Raw genomic sequence first — 17716 nt, 5'->3', positions numbered from 1 at the left:
TAAGATGCTTCCTTCGTCAGCATGACAAAAAATCTACCATTTCACAACAAATCCTGATACCAAAACCCATTATCCCACTGCCCAGCAGACGAAGAATATGCCTTACGAACAACTTCACCTTTCACAAACGGAATTGGTGATGAAAAAATCGGCCCGTCGTACACAAACGAGTGATATTCTCCATTTTCACCGCAAGGGTCAACGGTTTTGGGAAGGTCTTTGAGTAAATCAAGATCAAGTTCACGGCCTACAAAATCAGCAGGCAGGTGCTTTTCATTCACGCATACCAGCACCGCCCGAAAGCCCAGATCGACAAATTCGTGAATCAGTTCGGTGGTGTTACGTTGCCAGAGTAGAAAGCTGGCTTTCATATTCACGCTGGCCAGTTGTGTTTCGCGATACTGGCGTAAATCTTCCAGAAAAATATCGCCGAAAAGAGCCGTCGTTACGTCCTGTTCCTGAAACTTTCGAAGCATTTCGGCCATACGAGCGTCGTAAAGTTCCATCGATACGTCGCCGGGGAGACGTAGCATTTCCAGCGGAAGTTGTAATCGATCGGCCTGTTCCTGAAGCAGTTCGATACGTACACCATGCATACTTACTCGCTGGTGCAGCTCATTCACCGACGTCAGTAGCGACGTAACGTTCCATCTCCCAGACTGGAGAGCCGAAAACAAAGCGAGGGCAGAATCTTTGCCCCCGCTCCAGTTCATAATCGCCCGCTCCCGGTTCATCGGAAGTAGAAACCAGATGGTCCGATTTCGACTTTTACCGAATCGATTAACGTACCACCTTCGTCATATCGCACTACGTACCCCGCCTGCTTGTATGACGGAACGACTGCCCCATAAATTGTCTTCGTTTGGGGATCGACGCCCAACGTATTAAATGTACGGGCAATGATCTGACTTCCCGAGGCCGTAGTTGACGTGTTATCGAGCCGATAGGTTTTGCCGCTTAGGTTGTAATAGAATCGCTTTCTATCGGCACTGAACGTAACATTACTCGGCGCCGTGGCAAACGTTAACCGCTTGATCGTGGCGCGGGTGGCAGGCTCAATCTGCACCAGATCCTTTCCGGCCAGTATCCAGAGTTTTCCATCGAAATCAAGCCCAATTAGTTCCGGTGTTGCACTGAATTCGATACGTTGCTTTACTTCATCCGTATTCGCGTCAACAATCAGCAGATTTTTATCACCACTGTAGGTCGTACTGCCCACAAACACTTCAGTTCCGACCAGCACCATCCGCTCTACACCTTTCACCGCCAGGATTTTCTTTGTGACTTTACTGCTATTCAAATCAACAACAGCGATATAGCCAGGATCTTTGTAGAATGTACCTTTCGAGAAGTCACCCGATACGTCCCAGCAGCTAACGTAGGCCCGATTAGGCCCAACCTGAATCGCCTGACGCGGATTTTCGATATCAGGCGATTTCAGCGTAAACCGGGTTTTAAACGTACCGGCTTCCACCACTTCAACCTTATCCTGCCCCGCTGTGCTGTTATCAACCAGAATCAATCCTTTACCACTTATATCGGCATACCCCTGCATACCCCCGCTCAATGTCAGATCAGGATTAGCCGACCGAAAAATATCCGTCAAAGCCGTCTGACTCCCACGTGGCAGAAATGAGACAGTGCCATTGTTATCGGAAAAATTTCCTGAGTTCAGAATAAAAACTCCTGATTCATAAGGGGTTGGCTCTGGATCAGAGGTTTTACAATTCCACACGCTCAGTGCCAGTACAATCAGGGCCAGTCCTTTCGTCGATTGTTTTTTCATTAGGTATTAGATGGAAAATTAATAATCAGATTTATTGCCCAGTTACGTCCCGGAAGGGCATTCCGTTTGGCGCTGATGGCCAATGCATCGAATACGTTGTTGGCCTGCCCCTGCACGCGAACAGGTACCGGACCGAGTTTCATTAAATGCTCCAGCAATACGTTCGCCAACGTAACACCTTTGAAAAACTGAGTATTATCGAACGTAACGTAGCGTCGTGATGACGTTTGCGTCTGAACAGTCAGGCGAGTTTTGGTACGTTGAACGTATACGTTGAACGTACCGGTATGCATCGGAACGTAAACCAGTTGTTTGCCTACTACGTCCTGTGCATACGTATCATACACGCGCTCCTGAGAGGCCCGTGTGTAAGCGTATCCCGCCCGTAAACCTGCCTGCCAGCCATTACGTGTGTAAGTCAACGTAGTGGTCAGCTCCAGCCCACGCGCTACGACCAATTGCAGGTTTTCAACATGGTAATTTTTGGTCGGATTCCAGTACGCCCAATCATCGACGCGGTTGTGATAGGCAGTAGCTTCAGCAGTTAGCTTTAACTGATCGGAGAACGCAGCAGTTGCAGCCAGCCCGCCTTCTATGTTCATACCTCGCTCCGGTCGCTGGTCAGGATTGCCTAGCACAAGCCAGTAACGCTCATTCAACGTAGGAACGCGGTAGCTATAACCAATTGAACTTTTGGCGATTACATTCCAGATGCTACGTTGAACCAGTTTGTATTCAACGCCCAGCGAAGGGGTCAGGGGCGGATTGAAGCGCGTGACAAACGCCTGCCGAACATTGGCCGAGACTAACCAGCGATTCGTCTGGAGACGTAGCAAAGCATACAAATCCTGTCGATTTTCGGTAATCAATCTACCACCGTACCCGTCGGTTCTCGTGCGGTAATGCGACCACTCGCCACCAACACGCAGATTCAGATTGACCGATTGGTGCCCCGGCCAGAGATTAAACTCCCGTTCGACACGACTTATAAGACGGTCAGTTTCAGTATGGCTCGGGCCCGAGAAATCTTCTTTTGCATAATCAATCAGGTCGCGAATCCAGCCCATTCGAATACTAAGTTGATTGGCTTCATAGGTAGTAAGAAAACGAGCCGATTGGGTCCGAGTACGTTCGCGTGCAATAGGGTCTTGTGGAGCAATAATCAGGTCATTATCAGTCAGCCACGCATTCACTGAAATCTGTTTCCCGCTTTTATGGCGAAAAAACAAATCCTGCACCAGTCCACGCTGGGCCGTTGTCGATGGTTCGAGGAAATAGCCGCGTCGTTCCTGATAGGGGTACGTATTGTTTAACTGGTGCCTATACCCGAATGATCGACCGGAAAACTGCCAGTTTTCGCCCAACTTAGTTCCATATCGAATACCGAGTTGTGTCTGGTAATTTTGAAACGAAGCCAGTTGCTGGCCCAACGTAACACTGAACTTTTGCTTCCAGTCAGGCGCGCTACTCAGAAGAACACTCCCGCCCACAGCATCGGACCCAACCACACAACCACCAGCCCCGTACTGCACCGATAATAGGTCGAAACCAGCCACAGGAAGCGTCGAAAAATCGGTTTGTCCCAGATTCGGCTGATTGATGTTGATACCATTCCAGAGCACAGCCGTATGATTCGCCGACGTACCGCGAAACGAAACCGTAGCCAACTGACCCGAACCGTAGTTTTTGAATGCCAGTGGCGTATTAAAGGTCAGTAAATCGGTCAGCGAGCCAAACTGAAACTGAAGCAACGTAGTGGAATCAATGCGCTGGAGCTTCTGACCCGCAATGAACCGTTCGGGCGCAATGGCTCGCACCGTCACCACCGACAGCGACACAACCGAAGTCGTCCGCAACGAATCCGTTTGCGCGACGCTACGTTGTCCGGTCAAAACACCGGCAAACAGGCCCAAAACCCACCACCGAAGGGCTTGCATTTCACAATTGATGTTAAAAAATGTGTCGAAACCAATCGATTTCTATCGACACGCGGTTGGGGCGTTTCCTCCGAACACCAGAACAGCGGATGATCGTCGGCAGGTCTCCTGACTCATCACATCGGCTCAAGCCTTCCCGCACTGATAATCAGCGCAGTGACCATGTAGAGAGAACCGAATCTTTAATGGATAATGGGTGATGGTTAATGAATATTGGTTAATGAATGATGAATAATGGTTGCTTACGCTAGCCTTGATTATTCATTATCTATTCATCATTATTCATTAAAAATTAATCATTATTCATTAACTATGATTTACAGTTGCGGGGACAGCGCTGGAGTTACACCAACTTCCCTTTTAAGCCTTGAAAGCCATCTTGAAATGGCATCAGGCACCGAAAACTAAGCGCAAAGGTAGCGTTATTTGCAGAATATCTTAACAAATCGATTTATGAATCCATCGCTCTGGTCGCTACGTGGCCAACGCGCACTCGTAACGGGCGGCACTAAAGGCATCGGTGAAGCCATCGTTCAGCAGTTTCTCGATCTTGGCGCATCCGTGTTCATCGTAGCCCGCGACAATACGTTACTTCAGCAAAAATTAACGGAATATCGGCAACAGGGCCACTCCGTCGAAGGCATAGCGGCCGACGTGAGTCAGCCGAACGTAGCATCTCAGGTTATCGAAGCGGTTACCAAAACGTGGGGTAGCCTGGATATTTTGGTGAACAACGCTGGTACGAACATTCGCAAATCCACCGCCGACTATAGTTCCGCCGATTACGACGTAGTACTGAATACGAACCTGCGCTCGGCTTACGAAATGACTCAGGCAGCTTATTCATTACTAAAATCCTCGGAGACTGGCGGACGGGTTATTTTTGTGTCGTCGGTATCTGGGTTAGCGTCTACCAGCAGCGGGTCGCTTTATGGCATGACCAAAGCCGCTTTGGTGCAACTGACCCGAAATTTGGCAGTAGAATGGGCTGGCGATGGCATCCGGGTCAATTCGGTAGCGCCCTGGTACATCAAAACGCCTTTGGCTTCGCCCGTGCTGAACAATCCCGAAAAACTAGCGGCAATTCTTAAGCGAACACCCATGAATCGCGTTGGTGAACCGGAAGAAGTCGCGTCGGTGGTTTCCTTTCTGAGTATGCCTGCTTCGGGTTACGTCACCGGCCAAACGATTGCCGTTGATGGTGGATTGATGGCCTGGGCGTATTGATTGGTAGCGCAGCTATTCAAACTTAAAGACGCTGGCAATTAGCATTTTTGTCATTCTGACGAAGGAAGAATCTTAAAGCATCCTTATTTGTGAGTTGAGGTACATTAAGATTCTTCCTTCGTCAGAATGACAAAAAACGACGACTGCCTACCAGCGATTACACTCCTGCTACCATCGCCTTCATTTTGGTCATAGCCGTTTGTGTGACGGTTGCGGCATCCTGCGCGTAGTAGGTTTTGTTGAATACCTCCAGCGATAGGATGATAGGTTGGTCGGTGCGCTTGATGATCTTGAGCGTTTCCTTGATTGGCGCTATACCATCGCCCGGGAAAACACGGTCGGCGTCGGTGATTTTTTCGCGGGGAAAATCCTTTGTGTAGTCGTTTACGTGGAAAATTTCCATCGCCGGTTTGCCAACCAGTTTTAGAACCTCAACAGGAGTCCCGCCTTTGTAGAGGTGGTAAATATCAAGCAGTACCCGCGCCGATGGATGGCCGGTTTCGATAGCTACGAACATGACTTCACTTAGCTTACTCAGATTCGGCGAAAAGCCCCATAGTTCCAGTTGAGGCACTACGCCCGTTTTGTCGCCAATTTCCAGAATGGCCCGATAACGTTCGGCGGCTTTGTATAAATCAACTTTTGGGCTTCCTGGCGTTTGCGCCCCAATGGGGGGCGTGGCTACACGTTTGCATCCAACTTCCGCCAGCATCTCCATTTCGCGCTTCATCTGGTCGAGACCTTTTGTGCGGGTAGCTTCGTCGTCCACAATCCAGGGCGCAAAACCAATGGCATTTTCCACTTTGATACCCGTATCGGCCAGCACTTTACGCGCGTCAGCAGACGTAGCACCCGATTTCAGATACGTTTGCAACGTTTCAATCCATATCTCCACCGAACGAAACCCTGCTTTGGAAGCCACTTCCAGTTCCTTCACAAAACCAAGTTTGTGGCCCCGAATCGTGCTCATATTCAGGCACAAGGTAAAAGGAGCGGCAGCCGTTGGGTTAGCTGCGGGCAATGCCGACGTTGACATAAGCGATGCGCCAGTGGTGGCCGTCAGTGCGGTTAATGCCTGACGACGGGTTACAGATTGAGCCATAAAGCAGGACAAATTGTAGCGAAAGCGTTTTCCCAACATAGCGCTGGGTTGTTGATTTACCCAGACAAAAACCAAAAAACCGGCTAAACTACTGCTTCAAAGCAAGGGGTCATTCACCTGTGTATCGAACACGCCCGTCAGCACGCGCCCATTCCGTTTCACCTGCACCCAAATTCGGTAATGACCTGCGCGCGGAAACGCATACGGAAACTCAACCATGTTAGCCACTTTCATGACATGATTCATACCAGGCATAGCGGCCGCCAGTAACGTATTCTTTTCGGCTTCGGGCACGGTTTTCAATTTCTGCACGTACGCATCGATGCTGTCGCGGAACTGAACGGCATTCGGGTAATGAAACGTCCGCGACGTATCAGCAATACGTCCCACCATAGACCCTTCGGCCGCCATCGAATACGTACCGACGGGATGAAGATGAATATAAACTGACCCATCGGAACGTAGTATGGCCGCATGACCGGGCATTCCCAGATACGGTTCAAGTGCGGCTGCTTTGCCCTTCGAATCGGCAACGGCGAATTTCAGCGTATAGAGTTTACCCGATTCCAGTATCTGGCTCGGCTTATCCATCCAGAGCATGGTTGACCCATCTTCCAACGTAACACTGGCCCCCGGTTTACCACAAACTACCATGTCATTGTCGAGGTGCGGTACGTTCACGGCGCTGGCTTTCACACCCATCGGTTCGGTGACGAGCCAGCTATCGTCCGGGTCGGAGGGTTTGGCGTTGGCGGCTGCTTCGGCACTGATTTTCAGAAATGGTACGTCGATAGTGTCTGTCAGCGTTTCGGTAAAGCCGCTTCGGTAAACGACATCCGAATAAACCAGATATTTCCCACCCGGAAACATGGTTGGCAACGTAGCATTGTAGTTCAACGTATCGCGCCGGTTTGGGTGTAAATGCGCAAATGCATCCAGCCCCGGTATCCGAACGATGAAGGTATGCATCAATTTACCATGATCGGGCAGAAGGTAGCTGAAAAGCCGTTTTCGCTGGTTTTTCGCTCCTGCCGTATCGAACTGAATGGTGAGTTGCCGTTGCGCATCGGTGATACGTACCGACGTATTGATCCGTGTAGGCTGGTAAAGTTGCTCGCTCTTGTATTCCTCAGCCGTACTGTTCCACCACGAGCGCCATCCGACCAGAATCAACGTAACGCTTACCAGACCAATACCCATACCGATCAATCGTTTGCGACGTAGCACAGGCGTTACAGGTTGATCAGGTGCTGTAATACCATCCGCATTACTGGCTCCGATAATCGTAATCAGCATCACGATCAGTAACAGCCCCATTGCCGCTAAGCCCCAACCGGTTCCGGCAGGCATGTCGCGCATGGCGGTAGCAATGGCCATAACGGGCACGACCACCTGTTGTTTTCCATCGGGGCCGTCGATGCTTATTTCTATGCTCGATGCACCGGAATCCATCAGCCATAAATCGGCTTCGTAGCGGTTCTGACTAACAGTGGTGAGAATATCGTGCGTTGGGGCACCTTCATCGCCCGAGCGGAAATAGATGGGCCGCGCACCAATTTCACGAACCCGTCCCTGTTCGACAAATACAGTCACCCTCGCGGTTCCGGGCACTACGTCGGGTGGGCTAACGCTGATTAAAAGCTGGTATTTACCGACCTGTTTCTGAACAATAATGCCCGAACTGCCAATGTGGGCAGTGGCAATGTGTGAATGAGTGAATATGAGAATGAATGAATAAAACAGGACGTACCACTTTATCCGACTGAAATTCCTAATCTGAGAGGACATACTAATTTTTCGTTTCTGTACTTTTCGTTTGCTGTTTACCGCGCTATGTTCTTCATCCAATTACCCCAATAGAGACCGACGCGGGCAGATAACGTAGCGTAGATGAGAGATTTGGCAAAACCAATCCAGAAATCGGCAGGCGATTGCTGATACCAGGGTGCAAACGCGAAGCGAAATTCCCAATCAGGTGGGCTGTCGTATGACCAGGAGTTAGATAGAAAGATGCCGTTACGTGCGTAAGGTGATGTTAACAGAAACTCGCCAAAAGGCCACTGAACGGCCAGTAAAATCAACATAAATACTACGCCATAAATCAAAGCCAGTAGCCAGTCGTTCAACTTCTTCTGGCCATTAGCAGGTTTTTCAAAACGGTGCATCAGCCAGTCTAGTGCAAAAGCGGGTACAATGAGCAGCATCGGAAAATGGAAAGGCTGGTAGTTCGTAATTGGATTCAGAACCGGACCAAGGCGAGGTGTGGCCGAAAAAAATTGAAGAATCCAGCTTGGTAGAAGGAGCGCCAGCATGTACAATCCGGCAATAATCGTAATTGGCCAGCGTAGCAACGACGCCCGACCAACCGCCAGTAAATAAAATGGCAGTACAATAGATGCCGTAGCGTAGTATACCGAGTTATGCGATTCAAATTTTCCCATCGACTCCGACGCCATCGAAAAAAGCATGGCCAGCAACAGGGCAGCGGCAACTGCAAACAGCCACTTCAGTCGCGTAGCGCGTGGGCCATCGAGTACTAATTCAGCTTCGGGCAGGGTGCGGTATTGATTCTGAAGGGCCAACACACCTACCATCGCGCCAAACTGTACGGTCATGATACCGATGGCCAGAATGGTATGCGGTGGCGTTAATATCTGAACGTCAAGACCATAGGTATTATGCCACCAATCATCGAAAGGGGCCGACGTTAGCATCATCAGGGCTCCCCAGACGCAGAACATGGCGCCCAGCGGCCCATAAAAAATGCCCCAGAACGGCACAGCCTGGGATCGGCCGGGGTGATTTCGGGAAAAGGTCAGGTTTAGAATCTGGTAGGCCGAAAAAAGACCAGCTACGATGGCCCCTACGTAAATTACTACGTGCGGAGGAGCCAGCAGGCCATCGCGACCAATGCTCATGTGCCACATGATATCCCAGAGCAGGCCCATGACCACACAAAACGAAGAAAAAACGACGGCGTAGATGTAACTCTGAATGGCAGGAAAAGAAGAAGAAACGGCTGGGCGCATTTTTGGAACGAATTTGGCTATTCAAAAATAATGATGCTGACTCAGACTAAAAGGTTGCGTTCTATTAATCGGTAAAATGACGTACTGAATTGATAAAAAAGCATACCCAATCGAATGCTACGTTTAGCGTTCTCTGAGCCAACGGAACACGAATCAACTGATTTCTAGCGTTATTTGCATAGTCATCCCCATAATACAGCGTTATCAACATGCTACGTTCCAAAACGTTTTTTCAGGTTTCTTCACTCAAGCTCAGCCTGTTGCTGTTCGGGATAAGTCTTTTCATGAGTGGATGTGTACCTGATTTTCTGCTTTCTGACCCCGATTGGGTAGAAATTGAAGCAGGAGAACATGAACCCAATCCGAAACGCAAAGTAGGAATAACGATTGCTCCTACCGAAATCACAGCCACCGTTACGTTCGATAGCAGTTGTATTTACGACATTGGTCAGGCCGATGCCGACGATTGGAACAAAGTAATCGGGATAGGGTTTGTCGGCTCGAAAGATCAGGATATTACGACTGGCGTCCCTCCGCATCAGGTTGATGGGGCGCGGGTTGGCTGGCGCTGGAATCCAACGCGCAAACGTATCGATTTGGGCGCGTATGTATATGTAGGTGGCGTACGTACTGATTTTAAAGTGGCCGAAGCGGCCATCAATACACCCACCAAACTGACCATCAAAATCGATTACGACCGAAAAGTTTATCAGGTTCTGGGTGGCAAAACGATTCCGTTTACCCACAATAAGACATTTGGCTACAACACAGGGCTGTATTTCGGGGGTAATCAGCCAGCTCCGCACAAGATTCGGGTGAAGATTGTTGATTGATTTGGCTTCAATTGGTGCGTTTTTTTTGTCATTCTGACGAAGGATGAATCTTAATGTTACCTTACCTGAGAGTAGAGAATCATTAAGATTCTTCGTGCCTCAGAATGAAAAAATTGCAGATCTAGATACTGGTTTAACCATTTGAAGCGGGTTTGTTCATCTATTTGCTACGTAGCAGGGCCAATTTTTTAGTCAGACGCAGGAATAAAGAGTAATACTTCGGTAATCAACTCTTTTTTTTGCGTCTTTTCTATTTCAACCATGACTATTTCTCCCTTTGACATCATCTTGCTGCTGGGCACGGTGCAGGGATTTATCCTCGTTACGTTGCTCTGGACGAATAAAAAGGGACGTCAACTCTCGAACCGGCTTCTTGCTACGTTGATTGGCCTGCTGGCGCTGATGAGTCTGGCGGTCGGTTTTCCGCAATCGAACCGCTACGTTAGCCTTACGTTTGAATTATTGCCATTTATTATGGCTATGCCAATCGGGCCGCTCATTTATTTTTATAGCAAATCGATGCTGGACCCTTCATTCCAGCTCGGCAAACGTGAGCGCCGGCATTTTTACCCGATCATGCTGGACATGGGTGCAAAAATTATTGGCTGGGTATTCATCATAGGCTTACTACTAGGCGTTTTTGAGCATAGAACCAATCCTTCCTGGGGCGATGTAATGGACGAATACAACGCCTATGTCGATATTCCCCGATGGATTTCAGTCACCGTTTATCTATTCCTGACAAGACGATTTTTGAATCAATATGAAGCTTCTGTTTCGAACACTCACTATCCGCAAGTACGCTGGCTGCGGCAGTTCGTTACGGCATTTCTTATCTTTCAGACGATCTGGCTAATTCATTTGATTCCCTACATTAATCCGACCTCACGATATCCGTTGCTCGACCTTTTCGGGTGGTATCCCATCTACATTCCGCTTACTATACTCATTTACTGGCTTGGTTTTAAAGGCTACCTGCATACGCGCTCTGCGAACGTAGTACCGGCCGCGTCAAAACCAGCCGGAACAGAACTACCGGAGGAAACAGTGAATCAGGTTGCCGATACGTTGCGGAAGGCAATGGTTACAGACCGGCTCTTTCTGGACCCTGAGCTGACCGTTGAAAAAGTAGGACAACACACGCAATTGACAGCTAAACTTATTTCGGCGGTGCTGAATCAGCATTTGAATAAGGGTTTCAATAGTTTCATCAACGAATACCGCATTAAGGAGGTAACGCTACGTCTTGTCGACCCTGCTTATGAGCGTCTGACGCTCACGGGAATTGCCTTCGAATGCGGTTTTAATTCACAGGCTACGTTTCAGCGCACGTTTAAGCAACTGACGGGCGTATCGCCGAAGGAATACGTGAATCGACACGTAAAAAATACTACTCAAATCCAGATTTGAGCAGATTGATACGTTGTTTTTGGCCTGGTTTGCCCTAAAAAACAACGTATCATGAAAACGTTTTCGTGGGTCCTCGCTACGTTCATTTTCTCGTCTTTAGCGCTATCTGCACAGGCTCAGACGAACCCATCTACCGTAGAAAAACTTGATGAATACTTACAGGCCGTCGCAAATTTGCATCGTTTAAACGGCACAGTGCTCATTGCCAAAAAAGGGGAAGTTCTGATTCAGAAGGGCTACGGCTGGCGAAATGAAGCCGCAAAAATCGCCAACGATACGTCGAGTATTTATCAGTTGGGTTCCATCACCAAAACGTTTACCGGCGCGGCCATTCTGCAATTACAGGCGGAAGGCAAACTTTCGGTTAAGGATAAACTGAGCAAATATTTCCCTGACTTCCCCAACGCTGACCAAATTACGCTGGACGATTTGTTCGCGCACACGTCAGGGATTTATGATTATAAAGGTTTTCTTTACCAAAAAGAAGGGCCAGATAAGATGGATTTCACCCGCCCGATCGACAAAAATCGTCTGGTGGCACGTTTCAGCAGCAAGCCCACAACCGGAAAACCGGGGGACGAGGTACAATACACTAATTCGGGCTATTATCTGCTGGGGCTACTCATCGAAAAACTAACCGGAAAACAGTTTGAAACCGTGATTCGGGAGCGTTTTCTGACACCACTTCGGCTCACAAATACCGGCTTCGATTTTATTAATCTGAAACGACCCGGCAAAACCGTCGGATATACGTATCACAAAGACTCCGTTTTAGTGGCAGAAACGCCCATCGACTCAACGACTGGTTATGCGGCTGGAGGGATGTATAGCACGGTGGGCGATTTATACCGTTGGGCGCGGGCTATTCAGTCCAGCCAGTTCCTAAGCGCAGCTGACTGGCAACGTAGCGTTACCCCCATTGGCAAAACAATGTGGAGTTATGGTTGGGGCATTAATAAATTTAAAGGCAATAAGGTGCTGGCGTTTCAGAATGGCAATCTGCCCGGTTATTCTACGTTCTTTACGCTAATGCCCGAAGAGGATATCGTCTTTGTCGTACTAGCTAATGTAGACGATACGTCAGACCTTACAACCCTTGAACCAATTCTCCGCGATCTAGTCTTCATCATGTTTGGCGAACCTTATCAACTTCCAAAAAACCACAAAAGTATTACCCTTGACGAAAGCGTGTTACGTCAATACGTTGGCAACTATCAGCTTGAGCCAAAGCGGATTCTGTCCATTACGTTCGATAAGGGGAAGCTTTTTTTGCAGGTAACCGGCCAAGGCAAATTCGAAATCTTTCCGGAAACAGAAACCGACTTTTTCCTCAAAGCGGTCGATGCCCAACTCACCTTTCATAAGCAGGCAACAGGCAACGTATCGCAGGTAGTTGTTCACCAAAACGGAGACTTTGTGGCTAAACGAATAGACCCGTAATAGCCGTTTTAACTTTTTTTCAGAACCGAGTAAGGGTTACCGTTTCGGCATGCGACTTAGGACTTGTAACATCCCTAAGCCATGCCGAAAATCTCTCCCTCACTACTGGATAAATACCTGCGAAACGACTGTACGGAGCAGGAAAAGCAACAGGTAGAAGCCTGGTATGCCTCCCTGCAAAACAATCCTGACTATCTGACTTCGCTTCCACAAGCCGAACAACGCCAATTACAGGAAAATACTTTTCTGGCAATTCAGGGTCGAATATCTACTGGCACTGAACCGGTTATCAGGCGTCTCTCGTGGGGATGGACTGCCTGGTTGGCAGCTTCCATTTTGTTGGCGATTGGCGTCTACGTAACGTATCGGGATTCTGCCGGACAAATTACCGCATTTCAACAATCGAAAACCCAGCAGGCCAACCAACCAACGGTGGCCGATGCCGTTCATTTCATCAATAAACAGGCCCGTCCCATTGTCCACAAATTACCCGATGGCAGTTCGGTCTGGATGCACGTAGGGGCTTCTATTACGTATCCAAAACAATTTGAGCGTGACAACCGTCGGGTCGCTTTTTCAGGCGAGGGATTTTTCGACGTAACAAAAGATAAAACGCGGCCTTTCTTCATTCAGAGTGGCGAAATCGATATTAAAGTACTGGGAACCAGCTTCAACGTAAAAGCCCTCAACAGCAGTAAAGTTTTTCAGGTTGCGGTCGTAACGGGGCGGGTGCAGGTGAGTGCGCCAGACCATACGCAGAAAAAACAGCAGGTTATTCTGAAGCCCCAGCAACAGGCCATCTTCGAAATCAACTCCAAACGACTGGTTGCTACGTCCGTTCCCGTGCTGACCCGGAAAGCTATTTACGAACCGATTACGATTGTATTCGACAATACGCCGTTGAATCAGGTTCTGGCCAAACTCCAAAAGCGATTCGACGTAACATTTCGGTTAATCAATCCCAAACTTAGTTCCTGTCTGTTAAACGCCGATTTTGAGCATCAGGCTTTACCCGACATTATGGAAATGCTCTGTGCGGCTCTGGACGTAACGTACACGATGTCGGGCAATACAATCGTACTCGACGGTACACCCTGCGAATAAAACTGTGAATCAACGTAGTAGCTCATATAAACCAAATACTAACCTATAACTCTCAATCCAACTGTATGCAAAAATCTACCTGACACATTCCATAATCAAAAAAGCCGGGAGTGTACCACCACCCCGGCCCAAACGTACCATCCTTTTACAATTCGTACCACCGAACCAAAGGATGATGAATCAAACAGTGACGAACCATCTGACAATCAAAATTATGCAAAAATCACTCCTTAACAAGTCCGTTGATTGGCGAACGATTATGCGATACGGATTACTTCAGTGCCTCCTGGCGATCCTGCTGGTCAGCATGGCCAATGCCCGGGAAATGGCGGCACAATCGATTCTGAATAAGGACATTACACTTCAGCTCAATAACGTAACGCTCCAGGAAGCACTGGATCGGATTCAGGAAAAAGTAGCTACTCGGTTTGTGTACAGCAGTCGACTTCCGCTGAAAGAGTCGGTAACGATTGACGAACGCAATCAGAAACTGTCGAAAGTGCTCGATCAGTTGCTTGCACCGCGTGGCATTACGTATAAGCTTATCAATGAACAGATTGTATTGGCCCGCGAGAAACGGGAAAAGCAATCGTTTTTTCTGAATGAGCTTTCGAATCGACCCGTCACTACGTATGTTCCGGCCGACATTCGCATTAAAGGCACTGTGAAATCAGCTGATGGACAAGGTGCGCTGGCGGGTGTAAGCGTGGTGATCAAAGGAACGACGCGCGGTACGTCCACTGATGGAAACGGTGCCTATGAAATTACGGTGCCGAATCCTTCGTCGATGTTGGTTTTCAGCTTCGTTGGTTACGTATCGCAGGAAATTTCGGTCGGCAATCGCTCGACGCTCGACGTTACGTTGGCAGCCGACAACAAAATGCTGGAAGAACTGGTCGTAGTGGGTTACGGTACGCAGAAAAAGGTGAATCTGACGGGCGCGGTGTCGCAGGTTCAGGCGAAGGAATTGGAAAACCGGCCCCTGAACAACATGTCGCAGATTTTGCAGGGTATGGTTCCCAACCTGAACATTACGTTCAGCACGGGTCAGCCGGGGCAGGGCGGTAGCCTGAACGTTCGGGGCGAAACGTCCATCAACGGCGGTGGTCCACTGGTGCTTATCGATGGGATTCCCGGCGACATTAACCGCATTAACCCGAACGACGTAGAGTCGGTCTCGGTCCTGAAAGATGCAGCAGCTTCGGCTATTTACGGCGCGCGGGGCGCATTCGGCGTTATTCTGGTCACGACAAAAACGGCGAAAAACGGCAAAACGACCATCGATTACAGCAACAATTTCGGCTGGTCGACACCTACGGTGAGTACTAAATTCATGACGAACGGGTATGATCACACGATGCTCAACGACGAAGCGTTTATCCGGGCTACGGGTAACAGCTATACGCGCTATTCGCAGGAAGATTACAAAGAACTCGAAGCGCGTCGGTACGATAAAGTAGAGAATCCGGCCCGTCCGTGGACAGTAGTTAAGAACGTAGCGGGCAAGGACATCTACAACTATTACGGCAACTACGACTGGTGGAATACATTGTTTGTGATGACTGAGCCATCGAAACAGCACAATCTGAACCTGTCGGGCGGTACCGATAAAATCAATTACTTTTTGTCGGGTTCTGTTTTCGAAAAAGACGGTATCATGCGCATCAACACCGATAAGTTTACGTCGTACACGCTACGTAGCAAAATCAACGCGCAACTGACGCCCTGGCTTAAAGTAAGTAACAACACGCAGTACTTCGATTCGAGATATACGTATCCAGGTCTGGAAGGGGGCGCCAACGCAAACTTTGTGGCCATTACGGTTCACGCCATGCCGGCCTACGCGCCACTGAATCCCGATGGCACTGCTACGTATAACACGTTGAAAAACAATTATTCAATCGGCGATGGTTTGTTTGCGAACCTACTGAAAGGCGTAGCGGGTGGCGAGAAGAAAGTTCATGAGCTGACCACCATCAACTCGGTGACTATCGACTTCACGAAAAACTGGAATCTGGTTGGTAACTATTCGTATTCGTTCTACATCGCCGACGACTGGTACCGCTCGGCAGTGGCACAGTATTCGATTCAGCCGGGTATCCTGACAACGGTTCCGAACTATAACGTCGACCAGTATAAGAAAACCCTGTGGTTCGACCCAGCTACGGCGGCTAACCTATATTCGTCGTACAATCAGACGTTTGGTAAACATTATTTCGCAGCTACGGCTGGTCTGAACCACGAAACCCGTCAGCATCAGCGCCTGTTTGGTGCCCGGAAAAACCTGCTTTCGGAAAGCCTGAACGACCTGAACCTGGGAACGGGCGAGCAATTATCGGCGGGCGATGCGTTCCAATACGCGCTGTTTGGCGCCTTTTTCCGGGCGAACTATGACTACGTCGGAAAATACCTCTTCGAAGTCAATGGTCGCTACGATGGTACGTCCCGGTTTGGTGTTGGCCGCCGGTATGGTTTCTTCCCATCGGTATCGGCGGGCTGGCGGATTAGCGAAGAGAAATTCTTCGAGTCGGCACGTAATGTAGTAAATAACCTGAAAATCCGGGCGTCATACGGTACGTTGGGCAACCAGCTTCCTCCAGGTTCCAACGCGGTTCCATACAACACGACCTCGTCCAATTACTACCCATACGTACCGATTATGCCGACTGCCCAGTCGAGCTGGATAACCAGTGGCCAGAAGTTGTTCTACGTAAACAGCCCAAACCCGATTTCAGAAAGCCTGACCTGGGAAAAAGCCACGACAACCAATTTAGGCGTCGACGCTACGTTGCTGAAAAACCGCCTGAATCTGTCTTTCGACGCTTATGTACGTAACACCACCGACATGTTGGTACCGGGCAAAGTACTCCCTTCTGTTTATGGAGCCAGTGTACCGACCGAAAATGCCGGTGATTTACAGACCAAAGGCTTTGAATTAGCGCTTTCCTGGCGCGATCAGACGAAGCTGGCCGGTAAAGCCCTGTCGTACAATGTATCGTTTATCCTTTCTGACTCAAAATCGGTTATCACCAAATTTGATAATCCGAACAAAATTCTGTCGAGTCGCTACGAAGGACAGGTTATTGGCGACATCTGGGGATATTCAATAGACGGCTACTTTAAAACCAATGAAGAAGCACAGGCCTATACTGTTGACCAAACAATCGTGAACCGTCAACGGCTGAGCGCCCCTGGCGACTGGAGTAAACTTCAGGCAGGTGATCTTAAATTCAGAGATTTAGACGGTAACGGCAAAATCGATCAGGGAGCCAATACGTTGGCGAATCACGGCGATATGATCATCGTTGGTAACGACCGGGCACGCTACCGCTACGGCATGAATCTTGGCGCTTCCTGGAATGGTTTCGACGTATCGGTACTGATGCAGGGTATCGTCCGCAAAAACTGGTATCCGGGCAACAACGCCGATAAATTCTGGGGACCTTACTCGCGTCCGTATTACTCGTTCATTCCGGAGAATTTTAACGATGACGTATGGACGCCCGAAAATCCGGATGCGTATTTCCCAATTCTGCGGGGTTATACGGCGCTGAACGACGGCGGTGATTTACGGGCGGCCAACGATCGGTATATGCAGAACGTTGGTTACCTGCGCCTGAAGAACGTAGTATTTGGCTATACCCTCCCCGAAGCGATCACCAAAAAGGTTCGTCTTTCGCGCGCTCGTATCTTTTTCAGTGGCGAAAACCTGTTGACGTTCACACCACTACGTTCCAAATACATCGACCCGGAACAACTCGACGGCGACGGCACCAACGGCCGGACGTATCCCATGTCGAAAACGGTTTCTGCTGGTCTTAATCTTACGTTCTAATCCGACTTCAATT

Annotated in this window: 12 protein-coding genes and 1 riboswitch; of the genes, 6 read left to right on the top strand and 6 right to left on the bottom strand. The window is 49.0% G+C overall.

Annotated features, from left to right (window positions below):
- Nucleotides 1-41: 41 nt before the first annotated feature.
- Genes IC229_RS05250 through IC229_RS05240 form a run of 3 tightly spaced genes read right to left on the bottom strand, consistent with a single transcriptional unit; the run spans nucleotide 42 to nucleotide 3723 of the window.
- Nucleotides 42-734, bottom strand: a complete 693-nt coding sequence (locus IC229_RS05250) for an adenine nucleotide alpha hydrolase (RefSeq protein ID WP_190885888.1) — start codon at nucleotides 732-734, stop codon at nucleotides 42-44.
- Nucleotides 731-1786 carry a YncE family protein gene (locus IC229_RS05245; protein WP_190885887.1) on the bottom strand — a complete coding sequence of 352 codons (1056 nt, stop codon included), beginning with the start codon at nucleotides 1784-1786 and terminating at the stop codon, nucleotides 731-733. Before IC229_RS05245 ends, IC229_RS05250 begins: the two co-directional genes overlap by 4 nt.
- A complete protein-coding gene (locus tag IC229_RS05240) occupies nucleotides 1786-3723 on the bottom strand; it encodes a TonB-dependent receptor plug domain-containing protein (RefSeq protein WP_190885886.1) in 1938 nt (645 codons plus the stop codon). The genes IC229_RS05245 and IC229_RS05240 overlap by 1 nt, the downstream gene beginning before the upstream one ends.
- A gap of 81 nt (nucleotides 3724-3804) precedes the next feature.
- Nucleotides 3805-4140, bottom strand: a riboswitch (cobalamin riboswitch).
- A gap of 36 nt (nucleotides 4141-4176) precedes the next feature.
- Here IC229_RS05240 and IC229_RS05235 point away from each other — a divergent pair.
- Nucleotides 4177-4950: an SDR family oxidoreductase gene (locus tag IC229_RS05235; protein ID WP_190885885.1), complete on the top strand. Its 774-nt coding sequence runs from the start codon at nucleotides 4177-4179 to the stop codon at nucleotides 4948-4950.
- Between the two features lie 157 nt (nucleotides 4951-5107).
- Here the strand turns inward: IC229_RS05235 and IC229_RS05230 are convergent, their stop codons facing one another.
- The 3 genes from IC229_RS05230 to IC229_RS05220 form a co-directional block, all read right to left on the bottom strand.
- Complete coding sequence (locus IC229_RS05230) at nucleotides 5108-6052, bottom strand: sugar phosphate isomerase/epimerase family protein (RefSeq protein WP_190885884.1); 945 nt, start codon at nucleotides 6050-6052, stop codon at nucleotides 5108-5110.
- Between the two features lie 96 nt (nucleotides 6053-6148).
- The gene (locus IC229_RS05225) at nucleotides 6149-7840 is read right to left on the bottom strand and encodes a hypothetical protein (RefSeq protein ID WP_190885883.1); all 1692 of its coding nucleotides are present in this window, start codon (nucleotides 7838-7840) and stop codon (nucleotides 6149-6151) included.
- A gap of 35 nt (nucleotides 7841-7875) precedes the next feature.
- Nucleotides 7876-9081 carry a hypothetical protein gene (locus IC229_RS05220; protein WP_190885882.1) on the bottom strand — a complete coding sequence of 402 codons (1206 nt, stop codon included), beginning with the start codon at nucleotides 9079-9081 and terminating at the stop codon, nucleotides 7876-7878.
- Between the two features lie 209 nt (nucleotides 9082-9290).
- Here IC229_RS05220 and IC229_RS05215 point away from each other — a divergent pair, with 209 nt between their 5' ends.
- From IC229_RS05215 to IC229_RS05195, 5 genes are all read left to right on the top strand, one after another.
- Complete coding sequence (locus IC229_RS05215) at nucleotides 9291-9914, top strand: hypothetical protein (protein ID WP_190885881.1); 624 nt, start codon at nucleotides 9291-9293, stop codon at nucleotides 9912-9914.
- Nucleotides 9915-10175: 261 nt separating this feature from the next.
- A complete protein-coding gene (locus IC229_RS05210) occupies nucleotides 10176-11324 on the top strand; it encodes a helix-turn-helix domain-containing protein (RefSeq protein ID WP_190885880.1) in 1149 nt (382 codons plus the stop codon).
- 51 nt (nucleotides 11325-11375) lie between these two features.
- Complete coding sequence (locus IC229_RS05205; protein ID WP_190885879.1) at nucleotides 11376-12764, top strand: serine hydrolase; 1389 nt, start codon at nucleotides 11376-11378, stop codon at nucleotides 12762-12764.
- Between the two features lie 81 nt (nucleotides 12765-12845).
- Nucleotides 12846-13868: a FecR family protein gene (locus IC229_RS05200; protein ID WP_190885878.1), complete on the top strand. Its 1023-nt coding sequence runs from the start codon at nucleotides 12846-12848 to the stop codon at nucleotides 13866-13868.
- Nucleotides 13869-14082: 214 nt separating this feature from the next.
- Complete coding sequence (locus tag IC229_RS05195) at nucleotides 14083-17703, top strand: TonB-dependent receptor (RefSeq protein ID WP_190885877.1); 3621 nt, start codon at nucleotides 14083-14085, stop codon at nucleotides 17701-17703.
- Nucleotides 17704-17716 lie beyond the last annotated feature (13 nt).

It is taken from the genome of Spirosoma profusum (assembly GCF_014699005.1).
Classification (GTDB): Bacteria; Bacteroidota; Bacteroidia; order Cytophagales; family Spirosomataceae; genus Spirosoma; species Spirosoma profusum.
The sequence above is the reverse complement of the archived record's forward strand: the minus strand, read 5'-3'. Positions and strand labels throughout refer to the sequence as shown.